This window comes from Microbacterium amylolyticum, assembly GCF_011046975.1.
Lineage (GTDB): Bacteria > Actinomycetota > Actinomycetes > Actinomycetales > Microbacteriaceae > Microbacterium > Microbacterium amylolyticum.
Genome location: NZ_CP049253.1, coordinates 1,864,674 through 1,877,061, shown reverse-complemented (window position 1 = coordinate 1,877,061; position 12,388 = coordinate 1,864,674). Strand labels below are relative to the sequence as shown.

The following is a 12,388-nucleotide window of genomic DNA, read 5'->3' as shown; positions in this document are numbered from 1 at the left end:
CTCCGCGCGGAGGATGACGCCCAGTGCGTTGGAGGAGCCGTTACAGCTCTTTCTTCTCCTTCGGGCGCGCCCAGCGCGCGGGAAGGTTCTCGCCGTCCCAGACCTGGATGATGCCCCAGGCCACCGCTGCCAGCGGCACCGCGAGAACGGCGCCGAGAATGCCGGCGAGAACGGTACCGACCATCAACGCGACGAGGATCGCGAGAGCGTGCAGCTTGAGCGTGCGTCCCATGAGGACCGGCTGCAGGAAGTTGCTCTCGAGCTGGTTCACACCGATCACGATGATGACGATGATGATGGCCGTCCACAGGCCGCCATCGACGAGGCCGACGAGCGCCGCGAGAATTCCGGCCAGCGTGGCACCCACGATCGGGATGAACGACAGCAGGAACACCACGAGCATCAGCGGGAACCACATGGGAACCTGCAGAATCGCCAGACCAACTCCGATACCGATCGCATCGACCGCGGCGACGGCCGCCGTTCCGCGAACGTAGGCGCCAAGCGTGCTGACGCTCTTCGAGCCGACGCGCTCCATGCGGTCGCGCCAGCCGCCCTCGAAGGGCCGGATCAGGAAGGTCCAGATCTGCGGGCCGTCCTTGAGGAAGAAGAACAGCACAACCGTCATCAGCACGAGGCCCGTCACGAACGAGGCGATCGCGCTGACACCGGCCAACGCACCGCTACCGACAGCGGAGCCGAACTGCGCGCTGAGGACGAAGTCTTGAATCGACTGCCACCACTCCAGCAGCTGCTCTTCGTCAGGTGCGAAGGGCAGTTCGTTCACCCAGACGAGAATCTGCTGAACACCACTTTCAGCGCTGGTGTACAGATCGTTCCACTGCGCCAGAATGGCGCGCACCATCGCCCAGATGACACCGCCGATCACCCCGACGATCGCCAGCAGGACGATCACGGTGGCCAGCAGAGATGGCATCACCAGGCGCAGGCGACGCATGATCGGCTCGAACGCCGCCGCAAAGATCAGCGCGAGGATAACGGGGATCACCACGACGGTGATGGTGTGCAGCGACCACACGAGCGCCGCCGCAAAAACACCGATCGCGATGATCTGCACAGAACGTGTGGCCAGCGTGCCGAAATGGTCGCGCCACAGCGATCTCGGCGCTTCGGCCTTCTTCACGATCTCCCGCGCGACGGCGGGAGGAGTACGTCGATTGTTGCCGAACATGCGTCCCCCTTGTGAGTAGCTATCGCCCATCCTGCCCGATCGCCCTCAACGTCGGTGTCAGGCGAGTGCCGGGATCACCTGCTTCTCGAAAAGCTCGGCGCCCGAGGTGTCGTAGGCCAGCTCGGGGAAGTAGGCGATGGTGTAGTCGACGCCGGCCTCTTTCAGCGCCTGCAGGTGCTCAGCCACCTGTTCGGGTGTGCCAATTCCCGGAGACGCCGGGGCGATGTCCTCCAGGAATCGCTCGCGTCCGGATTCGGGCACAAAGCGGTTCGCGCGGTCGGTGATGCGCGCGAGGCGATCGTTCACGTCCGCCTGGTTCTCGCCGAGAACAACGTTGATGCTCGTCGACCGGGTGATCTCCGTGTGGTCACGCCCGAGCGCATCGCAGTGGCCCTGGAGCACCTGGTTCTTGTGCCGGAATTCATCGACATTTGCGCTGCCGAAGTTCGTGTACGAGGCGTAGGTCGCGGCGATCTTCAGTGTGACCTTCTCTCCGCCGCCGGCCACCCAGATCGGAATACCTGGCTGCTGAATCGGCTGCGGCTGCACAATGGCCCCGTCCACCTGGAAGTAGCGTCCGTCGAGCGTTGCCCGGCCCGTCTCCCATCCCTGCTTCATGATCTCGACGCCCTCGCGCAAGGCACGCAGGCGATCGCCGATCGCCGGGAACCCGTAGCCATAGGCGCGCCACTCGTGCTCGTACCAGCCGCCGCCGATGCCCATCTCGACGCGTCCGCTCGAGACGTGATCAACCGTCGCGGCGACCTTCGCGAGATACGCGGGGTTGCGGTAACCCATGCAAGTGCACATCTGACCCAGGCGGATGCGCGATGTCGACGCGGCGAAGGCGGACATCAGCGTCCAGGCCTCGTGCGTTGCCTCCTCGCTTGGCACGGGCGTTGTGTGGAAGTGGTCGTAGACCCACAGCGACTCCCACGGGCCATCGTCGGCACGTTGGGCGAGCCGCTGCATTGTGGCCCACTGCTCGGAAGGATCGATGCCGACGAGATCGAATCGCCAGCCCTGCGGGATAAAGGTTCCAAAGCGCATGGTGCAACGCTAGCGCGACAGCCCCCGGCGCCGAAGAGGTATAGGAAATCGCTATCGGGCGTGCATGAAGCACGGCATCTTCACCCGATGCGGCGCGCACCAACCGAGTGAAGCTCCGACGGCCGGAACGATCACGACAACAGAAACCGTCGCGCTACGCCGCCGGACGATCGTCGGCCAGCATTGCGTATACCAGGGTGTCCGTCCATTCCCCTTTGCTCCACCAGTCCTGTCGGTGATGACCCTCGCGCACCATACCGACGCGTGTGGCGAGTGCCGCCGATGCCGCGTTTCGGGCGTCCATCTGCGCAACAAGGCGATGCGCGCCGAAGCGGTCGAAGGCCAGGTTCAACGCTGCCGAAACAGCTTCGGTCGCGAAGCCCTGGCCGGCGTGGTCGGGGCTGAGAACCCATCCGATCTCGGCGACCTTCCGTTCGCGATCGGTCCACCAGACCGCCACGTCGCCGATGACAACGCCCTTGCGCGTGATCACGAGCGCGAGGGCACCGGCGGGTCCGTCGAGATCGTTGCGTGACGTGCGAAGGCGAATTTTCTCGACGGCGGTATCGGGCGACCATGCCTCTTCCAGCAGGTACTTAACAACGTCGGGGCGCGAATAAATGCCGAACAAGGCATCGGTGTCGCTCTGCAGATGTGGTCGCAGGGTGAGGCGATCGGTTCGGATCGGCACGGCAGTAGACGGCCCTCCTGCCCGCTCCGGCGCTTCGTCGTCCCACGTCAACGGCGTCACGGTGCCACTCTCGTGGTCAGATCGCAGTAGGCCGTAGGCGATCGAGTCGCGCGGGCCGGCGTCGGTCGGCCACCCGCCGCGATAGTGCGCCTCTTTGACAAAACCCGCGCGCAGCATCGATCGCCGCATGGCACGGTTGTCGTCACGCGTTTGCCCCTCGATCCTGTCGACGTCGGGGTAGGCACGAAACACATAGTCGGCGAGCGCGGTGAGCGCCTGAACGCCCAGGCCCTTCCCCCGGAACTTCTCGGCAAGGCGCACATCGAACAGGGGATCACCGTCGTCAAGGTCGTCGAGGACGACGATACCGATCAGGTTTCCGTCGTCCTCGATGCGCAGCGCAGCATGGCTGGGCGCCGAGAAATCGCCGTCGGCGATGCGTTCTTCCACTGCCGCGACATCGACCCGGCGTCGCACATGAAACGGGAACTCGTTCGAGGTGAGGAACTCGATCAGGCTCGCGCGATCGGCGTCATCGTCGATATCCAAAGGCCGGAGAGTGACGGTCATCCACCCGACGATAGCGAAATACTGCCAGGGCTGCACATCACGTGTCGAAACCGGAATATGCCGCCGCTAGCGAATCACAATCGCATGCGGCATCCGCTTCTGCATGATCTCGATTGCGCGCGGATTGCCGTCGACAAGAACCGCCTGACGTCCGAGCTTCGAGGCGACAGCTCCCGTTGTTCCCGACCCCGCGAAGAAGTCCAGCACCCGGTCCCCTGGCCGCGTCGATGCTTGCACCATCCGCTTCAGAATGCCCTCGGGCTTCTGCGTGGGATAGCCGGTGCGCTCGGCGCCGCTGGTGGGCACGATTGTGTGCCACCACACGTCGGTGGGCAGCTTGCCGCGTGCCACCTTCTCACTGTCCACGAGCCCCGGAGCCATGTAGGGCTCACGGTCGACAGCGTCGGAGTCGAAGAAGTACTTATCGGGGTTCTTGACGTAGACCAGAATCGTGTCGTGCTTCGTTGGCCACCGGGACCGGCTCTTGGCCCCGTAGTCGTAGGCCCAGATCAGCTCGTTGAGGAAGTGATCGCGCCCGAAGACGGCGTCCAGCATCACCTTCGCGTAGTGCGCCTCGCGATAGTCGAGGTGGAGATACAGCGTTCCGTCCTCGGCCAGCAGCCGCCAGGCCTCGGTAAGCCGCGGTTCGAGAAACGCCCAGTAATCGTCGAAACGATCGTCGAACGTGGTGAGCGTCTGACGCACGCGCTCATATTTACGGCCGTGGAAGCCGTTCCAGACCGGGTTCTCGGTGGCGTTGAGAAAGGCATCACCGAACAGCGCTCCCCCGGCGTCGTCCTCGACGGCGCCGATGTTCACCGCATCGGGAGCGTGTGTGACGGTCTGCGTGGTGTGCTGGCGCTTGCGGCCCGTGTTGAACGGCGGGTCGAGATAGATCATGGTGAACGCCGCATCGGGCAGCGTCTGGATGACCTCGAGGTTGTCGCCGTGGTGGATCGCAACGGGCGCGGCGACGCGCAGCCCGCCCTGCGGAGTCGTGAAGGTCACGGGACGCGGTGCAGCCAGGAGTGCGTGGAGAACTTGGTGCGAACAAGTTCCTCCGCCGCGGCGAGCTCTTCGGCGCTGACAGTGCCGCGTTCGGCTCCCGTGAACGTCTGGAACTGGGCGATGAACGCGTCGATGATGTCGCGCCGGGCCATTCCCGTCTGGGTCCGGAGCGGGTCGACGCGCTTGGCCGCCGAGGTGGTTCCCTTGTCGCTGAGTTTCTCGCGCCCGATGCGCAGCACCTCGGTCATCATCTGTCCGTCGATGTCGTAGCTGAGCGTGGCGTGATGCAGGATGCCGCCATTCGCGAGACGCTTCTGCGCCGCGCCGCCGATCTTGCCGTGCGGGCTCGCAATGTCGTTGAGCGGCTGATACGTCGCCTCAATGCCGATGCCACGCAGTGCCTGGAGCACCCAGTCGTCGAGGAACGCATACGAGTCGGCGAATGTCAGACCGGCCACGAGCGATGCGGGAACGTAGAGCGAGTACGTGATGATCTGCTCGGCGCCCATCAGCATGGCACCGCCGCCCGAGATGCGGCGCACAACGTCGAAGCCGTGCTTCTTCGCCCCGTCCGGGTCCACCTCGTTCTTGTAAGACTGGAACGACCCGATGACCACGGCGGAGCTGTCCCACTCCCAGATCCGCAGAGTGGGTCGCCTGCGGCCATCACCGACGCGTTCGGTAAGCACCTCGTCAAGCGCGAGGTTGACGAGCGGGGAAACGGCCGGGTCGTCGATGATCTCCCAGTCGAAGTCACCCCACGACGAGGCCGTTGCCAGCGCCCGTCGAACGGCCGTTCCGACCGCCTCGGGCGTGAACCCGAGCAGCTGGGCACCGCCCGGAAGCGCCTGGCGAATCGCGGCCGCGATCGTCGGAACGTCGGCCGTTTCCGGCAGCCCCGTCACCGCGGCGTTGATGTCGATCAGCGCCTCGTCGGGCTCCAAAAAGAAGTCACCGGCGAGCGCGAACTCGCTGATCTTGCCGCCAGCAGTCTCGAGGTCGACAACCACGAGCTTTCCACCGGGCACCTTGTACTCGCCATGCATGGGGTCAAGCCTACGGCGCACCCCCTGCACGCACCCCCATGGTGTGGGAGAGGACCATCAGGGCCGCTTTCGGTCCTCCTCCAAAACGGCGCGAATCGGAGTCGTCTGGGCTCCCTGATCGCTGAACTGTTCGGGAATCACCTCGTTCACGATGGTGATGGGACGGGTCTCATCGATCGTGATCCGGAACGCCTCGGCCCGGCGTACCCGGCCGGAGAACAGCAACCACCCCGCACCGATTGCGGCGGCGACCAGCCCGGCGCCCGCTCCGAACAGCAACGCAACGCGCGGCCCCCAGGCATCGCTGATCGCGCCAACGAGCGGGGCACCAACGGGGGTGGCCCCCATGATCACGGCAAGGTACAGCGCCAGAACCCGGCCGCGGAGCGCCGGATCGGTTGTGGTCTGCACGTACCCGTTGGTGGTGGTGAGCATCGTCACGCTGGTGAACCCGATGACGATGCACACCGCGGCATACGCCCAGTAGCCCGGCATCTGCGAGGCGACGAGAAGCGAGACGCCGAAACAGGCGGAGGCGAGCATGACCACGCGCAGCCGGGCACGATCGCGCCTCGCGGCGAGCAATGCCCCGGCGAGGGATCCCAGAGCAAGCGACGAGGAGAGCAGCCCATAGCCGTCGGCGTCCCGCCCGAATTCAATCGCCATGGTGGAGGAGAAGATCGGGAAGTTCAGCCCGAAGGCTCCCATCAAGAACGCCATGATGAAGGCGATCACGAGATCCTTGCGTCCCGTCACATAGCGGAAGCCGTCGATCAGCCGCCCGCCGCCCTTCGCCTGCAGCACGCGCGGCTGCAGTTCGTCCGTGCGCAGGAACGCCAGCGCGGCGATCATCGCGAGGAAGGTGACCGCGTTGATGACGAACACCCAGCCGCTTCCGACCGCGATCAGCAAAATGGCGCCAGCAGCGGGACCGATGAGCCGGGCCATGTTGAACGATGCGGAGTTCAGGGCAACAGCGTTCGACGCCTGTGATCTGCCCACGATGTCCGAGACGAACGCCTGGCGCGCGGGGCTATCGAATGCGTTCGCGACGCCGAAGGCGATGGCGAACGCGTACATGATCGGCAGCGTCATCACATCGAGGATCAGCAGAACACCGATCGCCACGGAGATGAGCCCGAGCACGGACTGGGTGATCAGCAGCAGCGTTCGCCGGTCGAAGCGGTCGGCGACCCAGCCCGTGACCCCCACGAGAACCAGCGGCGGGCCGAACTGGAACGCCATCGTGAGCCCGACGGCCGTGGCATCGTGGTCGGTGAGTTCCGTGAGCACGACCCAGTCCTGCGCCGTTGCCTGCATCCAGGCGCCGACGTTCGAGACCAGGGCTCCGAGGAACCAGATGCGGAAGTTGAACAGCTTAAGCGAGCGGAACATCTTCATCTGTGCACCTCCCGCAGGATGATCTGGGCCGCGGCGTGCAGGGTGGCGCGGTCATCGGGTTCGAGGGTGTCGAGCACGCCCTGCAGCCAGCCGTCGCGGCGCTGCACCGTGTCGTCGACAACCGCTGAGCCTTGTTCGGTGATGGCGATGCGCACCTTACGGCGATCCTCGTCGTCGGAGGCGCGGGTAACGTACCCGAGCTCTTCGAGGCAGTTCACGGTGCGGTTCATCGACGGCGCCGTGACACCATCGCGCTCGGCCAGTGCGGAGAGGGTGTGCGGTCCGTGCAAGTACACATTGACGAGAACCGCAAACTGACCGTCGGACATCGTGGCGATTGACCGCTGTTGCCGGATACGCCGAGCGAGCCGCAGCGTCGCCGCACGGATGTCGGAGGCTTCTTGAGATGCGTGTTCGTTAACCATGCTAAGAGTTAGCATAACTAACGATCTTCGACGGTGGCTGAGAATCCGTGGCCCAGCCGCGTGCGGAATAATGCCCGAGGAGGCTTCTATGGCGAATCGTATGCAGGGCATGAGAATGATCGCGGGCGCGAGTGTTGTCCTCCTCGCAGCGGCGTTGTCCGCGTGCTCTGGCGGGAGTGACGGACAGACCCAAGACGTGGTGCGCGTCCCGGCGGACGCGAGTCTGACCGACGCGGGAGCACTCGTCGCTGATGGCGGCGTCATCCTCATCGCGCCCGGAACATACAACGAGACGATCGAGGTGCGCGGGTCCGATGTCACGATCCGCGGCGAAGACCGCAACGAGGTGATCCTCGACGGAGACCTGGCGCTGTCCAGCGGTGTTATTGCGACCGGCGAACGCGTCACTGTAGAAAACCTCACCGTGCGGAACTACCTCCAAAACGGTGTTCTGATCACGGGCTTGACCGATGACACCGGCGCCGGAATCGCTCGCGGCCCCGACGGATACGTGCCGGAAGACGCTCCGGACCTTGTTCCCGGCTACCTCGTGCAGAACGTCACCTCGTCCAACAACGGCCTCTATGGCATCTACGCTTTCAACCGCACAGAGGGCGTGATCCGAAACAACGTCGCCACCGGTGGTTCCGACTCGGGGATCTATGTCGGGCAGTGCGACACGTGCAACGCCCTTGTGGAGGGGAACATCGTTGAGCGCAATGCTGTCGGCATCGAACTGGCGAACGCATCGAACAGCGTTGTGATCACAGGGAACCAGATCACGAACAACCGCATCGGGGTGAGCGTTCTCAGCAACTATCTCGAGGCGCACGGGCCGAGCCGCGGCGTGCGGATCATCGGCAACGTCATCTCCGACAACAACGAGCGGGAGACTCCGGTACAGGCCGGCGGAGCGTTCGGAATCGGTGTGGGATTGTCCGGAACGATCGATGCGGATGTGTCGCGCAACCGGATCACCGGGAACGACAACGTCGGCGTGTGGATTTCCTCGTCAGAAGACTTCGCCCCGTATGACAACGTCCTCTCCGGTGGGGTGTTCGGCGGCAACGGAATTGATGTGGCCTACACGCCGGCAATCGGCGATGGAGCGAACTGCTTCGACCTGGACACGAACGTGGTCACCGAGCCTGCCGGCCTGGCGGACGCCGACTGCGGCGCCCCCACACCCGTCGGCTCGTTTACCCAGCCGGATGCTCCGCAGGGCGTTGCGTTCTCGCAGGTGGAACTCCCCGGACCCCAACCCGACGCCGGCGCGGCCGGAACGGAGCCCACGCAGTTGCCAGACCACATCTCGTTCCCCGACCTGGATTCCGTGGACGTTCCCGCCGACAACTTCCTGACCGAGGGCGCACGGTGAGCCCCGCGGAGGGCAACGGACCTGACGCCCCCGAGAGCAGAGTCGGTGTTCAGCGCCGTGACCTCTTCGTCGCGGCGGGCACTGCGGCGGTTGCGGGCGCGATCGGGTGGGTTGCGCGTGGCGCCACTCCCGGCGGTTCTCCCGATGTGAGTGCGGCCGAGGCGACGCCCGCGCCCGCCGGGCCTCTCCTCCCGGGTATTACCGTCCCAGCCGTTCCACAACGGTATGTACTCGTGACGGCATATTCCTTCGCCAACGCCAGCGACGATGAGCTTGTTGCGGCGGCACGAACAGCAATTGAGGCCACACCCGACGTCCCAGACGATTCCGGCGCCCTGACCGTCACTGCCGGGTTCGGGATCGAACGCGCCCGCCAAATCTGGCCCGACAGGTGCGCACACGACGACCTTCCGGCATTCGCGAACGACGTCGATGACATCGTTCGCGGAGGCGATCTGCTCCTCCAGGTATGCGCGGAAACCGCTGCCGCTGTCATTGACGTGGCGGCCAGTCTCGGCCAGGCACTCGGCGCTGGCGCACGTCCGCTGTGGTCAGAGCGCGGGTACCGCGACGCGCCGACGCCGGAGGGAACCGCACGCACCCCGATCGGATTCGTCGACGGCATCGTCAACCCCCGCACCCGCGAAGAACAGAACGCAGGAGTGTGGACCGATCCGGATCGTGGCGACACGTTCATGGTGGTGCGACGGATGTTCATCGCGACCGACTTTCTCGCGCTGTCCACCGCGCAGCAGGAACATGCCATCGGGCGACGCCGCGACACGGGCGCACCGTTGTCGGGCGGGGACACGATGGACGATGTGGACCTGCTCGCCAAAGCGCCGGATGGAACGCTCGCAACGCCCGTCCACAGTCACGCGCGGCGTGCCCATCCGGCCAACATCGGCCGCGGCCTCATGCTCCGGCGTAGCTACGGCTTCGATCCGCCCACGGGTGCCGGACTGATCTTCGTGGCGTTTATGGCAGACCCGCACACGTTCACCCTCACACAGCGGCGGCTGGACGAAGCGGACGACCTCATCCGCCATACCGTGACGGATGCGTCGGGCTGTTTCTTCGTCCCTGGCCACGACTTCAGCACTGCGTAAGTCGCCGGAACGCGCCGCGCGAAGGAAACGCAAGCACGGTCAGGACGTTACTCATCACGCCTGTCTTCAGAGATGCGGTTTCATGAACCACGCTACGAGTCAGCGTGACCACGACCTTCGACAGCGGCTGAGAATCCGTATGCTGGCCGCATGCCCGAGTTCATCGATCGCCACGGCGTCACGATCTTCTACGACCGCTACGAACCGGCGGGCTCCCCGCGCGGCATCGCCCAGATTCTGCACGGCGTTGGCGAACACGCCGGCCGCTACCGCGCACTGATCGATGAGCTCACAGCGAACGGCTGGATTGTCTACGCCGACGACCACCGCGGCCACGGCCGCACCGGCATGAAGCAGTACGGCACCGTCGACCGCGCTTTCCGCCTGGGCCCCGGTGGCCACCGCGGAGCGGAGGACGCCATTTGGCAGCTCACGCAGATCGCGCGGGACGAGCATCCTGAACTTCCGCTCGTTCTCATCGCGCACTCATGGGGATCGTTCCTTGCCCAGATCCTCCTCAATTCTCACCCCGGCGCATACGACGCCGCCGTTCTTGTCGGCACGGCGCTGCGCTGGCCAGGATCGCTCACGGCAACGCCCCTCAACGCCCGCTGGAACACTCCGGATGCTCGAGGAAACGAGTGGATCAGCGAGGACGTCGACGTGCAGATCGCTGCGCTCGAAGACCCGCTCGCGTCGCAGATGCCCCTCGCGATAGCATTAGGCCCCGCCAGCGGACTGCGCATCTACGGCCGTCCCGCCCGAGGGCTCCGCGAAATGGCCGGCATCGACGTTCCGATTCTGCTGATGGTCGGACGTGATGATCCCGTTGGCGGCCCCGTCTCGGTACACCGGCTTGCTGACGCCTACCGGAAGCGGTCAGGCTTCTCCGACGTGACAACACACGTCTACGACGGACGCCACGAGATCCTGAACGGATTCCAACAGGAACAGGTGCGCGCCGACCTGCTGGGGTGGCTGGGTCAGCGCTTCTAGGAGAGCTGCCCCAGCGTGCGGGGCCGGACGATCAGCCACAGCGCGGCAATTCCGAGCACGGAGCACCCGATCATGATCGACGCCATCGAGCCTGCCGTGATCACGGAGCCGGCCGAGTGCGCTCCGACCAAAGGTGAGATCACGCCGGCCATGCCGTTGTTGGCTGCACCGATAACCGATGCCGCGGTTCCCGCCGCCTCAGGGTGACGGTCGAGCGCCAGCACCTGCGCACACGGGAACGTGAAACCACAGGCCGACATGAAGAAGAACAGCGGAACGATCACGGCCCACACGCTGTCGGAAAAGTGCGCCGAAACGGGAATCGCAATGGCCGCCAGCAGCAGGCCCGTTGTCGAACCGGCCAGCACCCACTGCGGCCCGTAGCGCGCCGCGAGCCGCGCCGCAATCTGGTTTCCGATGATCAGGCCCACCGAGTTCACGGCAAAGACGAGACCGTACTGCATGGTCGACAGCCCGTAGGTGGTCTGGAACAGGAACGACGACGCCGACAGATAAGAGAACAGTCCCGAGAACGTCATCGCGCCGATCACGAGCGCGCCGACGTACACACGGTCGGAAAAGACGATGCGATATCGATGCGCCACCGAGATGTTCTGCGCACGAACGCGCTCATGTTTGGGGCGCGTCTCGGGCAACGCGAGCGTCGCAAAGATAAGGATCACGACGCCGTAGCAGGCGAGGACGATGAAGATCCCGCGCCACTCCATCACTTCGAGCAGCATCGACCCGATGAGGGGCGCGATCACCGGCGCAACACCCGTGACAAGGGCCAGGCGGGAGAGCATGATGACCAGCCGCCTGCCGCCGAAGAGGTCGCGCACCATCGCCATCGCGACGACGCCACCCCCGGCAGCGCCAATGCCCATGAGCACGCGCATCACACTGAGCGATTCCAGGTTGGGCGCAAACGCCGCCGCAACGCTGGCCAGAAGGTGCAGCGATGTGGCAACGAGAAGCGGCACACGACGTCCGACGGCATCGCTCAGAGGGCCCACGATCAGCTGACCGATCGCGAACCCGAGCATCGTTCCCGTCAGCGTGAGCTGAATGGCGGCCGCCGTCGCCGAGAAATCGCGCTCCAGAAGGGGGAAAGCCGGCAGGTACAGATCGACGGTGAAGGGGCCGAGGGCTGTGAGCGCCCCGAGAAGAAGCACGTACCAGAACAGGCGCGTTCGAGAGAGCTGATCACCCTTCTGGACGATCGAGATCTCACCCGTTGCGCTGCTGACGGGGCGAGGAACCGTGATGGCACCCGTGGGAACGGCAATCAGCCCCGTCGACGTTGTCGGCATCATGCCGCCAGAGACCGTCGGAATGGCGCCGGTCATGCGGTGGGGCTCAGGGCGTTCCTCGGATGTCACGCGGACCTTCTCCTTTATGAATCGTGGCGGGGGCGGCCCGCATATATCGACGCTAGTCGCCGCCGCCGACAAAGCACCAGGCCAAACACGCGCTTCGCACAAAGGCGCCGCACCCCGGATCGGCAGGGTGCGGCGCCAGC

Annotated in this window: 11 protein-coding genes; 3 read left to right on the top strand and 8 right to left on the bottom strand. The window is 65.2% G+C overall.

The window, feature by feature from the left end:
• Positions 1 to 40 precede the first annotated feature (40 nt).
• The 7 genes from G6N81_RS09140 to G6N81_RS09110 form a co-directional block, all read right to left on the bottom strand.
• Positions 41 to 1,192: an AI-2E family transporter gene (locus tag G6N81_RS09140; protein WP_165135929.1), complete on the bottom strand. Its 1,152-nt coding sequence runs from the start codon at positions 1,190 to 1,192 to the stop codon at positions 41 to 43.
• A gap of 57 nt (positions 1,193 to 1,249) precedes the next feature.
• A complete protein-coding gene (locus tag G6N81_RS09135; protein ID WP_165135926.1) occupies positions 1,250 to 2,242 on the bottom strand; it encodes an LLM class F420-dependent oxidoreductase in 993 nt (330 codons plus the stop codon).
• 154 nt (positions 2,243 to 2,396) lie between these two features.
• On the bottom strand, positions 2,397 to 3,503 hold the full coding sequence (locus G6N81_RS09130) for a GNAT family N-acetyltransferase (protein ID WP_165135923.1): 1,107 nt from the start codon (positions 3,501 to 3,503) through the stop codon (positions 2,397 to 2,399).
• Positions 3,504 to 3,569: 66 nt separating this feature from the next.
• On the bottom strand, positions 3,570 to 4,511 hold the full coding sequence (locus tag G6N81_RS09125) for a DNA-methyltransferase (RefSeq protein WP_241244939.1): 942 nt from the start codon (positions 4,509 to 4,511) through the stop codon (positions 3,570 to 3,572).
• Positions 4,508 to 5,557, bottom strand: coding sequence for a lipoate-protein ligase LplAB (locus G6N81_RS09120; protein ID WP_165135920.1), 1,050 nt, complete (start codon positions 5,555 to 5,557; stop codon positions 4,508 to 4,510). Before G6N81_RS09120 ends, G6N81_RS09125 begins: the two co-directional genes overlap by 4 nt.
• A 57-nt stretch (positions 5,558 to 5,614) precedes the next feature.
• Positions 5,615 to 6,952: an MFS transporter gene (locus G6N81_RS09115; protein ID WP_165135917.1), complete on the bottom strand. Its 1,338-nt coding sequence runs from the start codon at positions 6,950 to 6,952 to the stop codon at positions 5,615 to 5,617.
• 2 nt (positions 6,953 to 6,954) lie between these two features.
• Positions 6,955 to 7,383: a MarR family winged helix-turn-helix transcriptional regulator gene (locus tag G6N81_RS09110; protein WP_241244938.1), complete on the bottom strand. Its 429-nt coding sequence runs from the start codon at positions 7,381 to 7,383 to the stop codon at positions 6,955 to 6,957.
• Positions 7,384 to 7,471: 88 nt separating this feature from the next.
• On the opposite strand from G6N81_RS09110, the gene G6N81_RS09105 reads away from it, so the two are divergent.
• From G6N81_RS09105 to G6N81_RS09095, 3 genes are all read left to right on the top strand, one after another.
• Complete coding sequence (locus G6N81_RS09105) at positions 7,472 to 8,761, top strand: NosD domain-containing protein (protein ID WP_165135911.1); 1,290 nt, start codon at positions 7,472 to 7,474, stop codon at positions 8,759 to 8,761.
• On the top strand, positions 8,758 to 9,870 hold the full coding sequence (locus G6N81_RS09100; RefSeq protein WP_165135907.1) for a Dyp-type peroxidase: 1,113 nt from the start codon (positions 8,758 to 8,760) through the stop codon (positions 9,868 to 9,870). Before G6N81_RS09105 ends, G6N81_RS09100 begins: the two co-directional genes overlap by 4 nt.
• Positions 9,871 to 10,020: 150 nt before the next feature.
• Entirely contained in the window at positions 10,021 to 10,866 is an 846-nt protein-coding gene (locus tag G6N81_RS09095; protein ID WP_165135904.1) for an alpha/beta hydrolase, read from the top strand.
• Here G6N81_RS09095 and G6N81_RS09090 read toward each other — a convergent pair.
• Positions 10,863 to 12,182: a multidrug effflux MFS transporter gene (locus G6N81_RS09090; protein WP_165137872.1), complete on the bottom strand. Its 1,320-nt coding sequence runs from the start codon at positions 12,180 to 12,182 to the stop codon at positions 10,863 to 10,865. The two genes, G6N81_RS09095 and G6N81_RS09090, sit on opposite strands and share 4 nt — an antisense overlap.
• Positions 12,183 to 12,388 lie beyond the last annotated feature (206 nt).

Bases quoted from the DNA above. Each gene is read 5' to 3' on its own strand.
- G6N81_RS09135 (WP_165135926.1), bottom strand. From the start codon at position 2,242: ATGCGCTTTGGAACCTTTATCCCGCAGGGCTGGCGATTCGATCTCGTC.
- G6N81_RS09110 (WP_241244938.1), bottom strand. From the start codon at position 7,383: ATGGTTAACGAACACGCATCTCAAGAAGCCTCCGACATCCGTGCGGCG.
- G6N81_RS09120 (WP_165135920.1), bottom strand. From the start codon at position 5,557: ATGCATGGCGAGTACAAGGTGCCCGGTGGAAAGCTCGTGGTTGTCGAC.
- G6N81_RS09095 (WP_165135904.1), top strand. From the start codon at position 10,021: ATGCCCGAGTTCATCGATCGCCACGGCGTCACGATCTTCTACGACCGC.
- G6N81_RS09090 (WP_165137872.1), bottom strand. From the start codon at position 12,182: ATGATGCCGACAACGTCGACGGGGCTGATTGCCGTTCCCACGGGTGCC.
- G6N81_RS09130 (WP_165135923.1), bottom strand. From the start codon at position 3,503: ATGACCGTCACTCTCCGGCCTTTGGATATCGACGATGACGCCGATCGC.
- G6N81_RS09115 (WP_165135917.1), bottom strand. From the start codon at position 6,952: ATGTTCCGCTCGCTTAAGCTGTTCAACTTCCGCATCTGGTTCCTCGGA.
- G6N81_RS09105 (WP_165135911.1), top strand. From the start codon at position 7,472: ATGGCGAATCGTATGCAGGGCATGAGAATGATCGCGGGCGCGAGTGTT.
- G6N81_RS09140 (WP_165135929.1), bottom strand. From the start codon at position 1,192: ATGTTCGGCAACAATCGACGTACTCCTCCCGCCGTCGCGCGGGAGATC.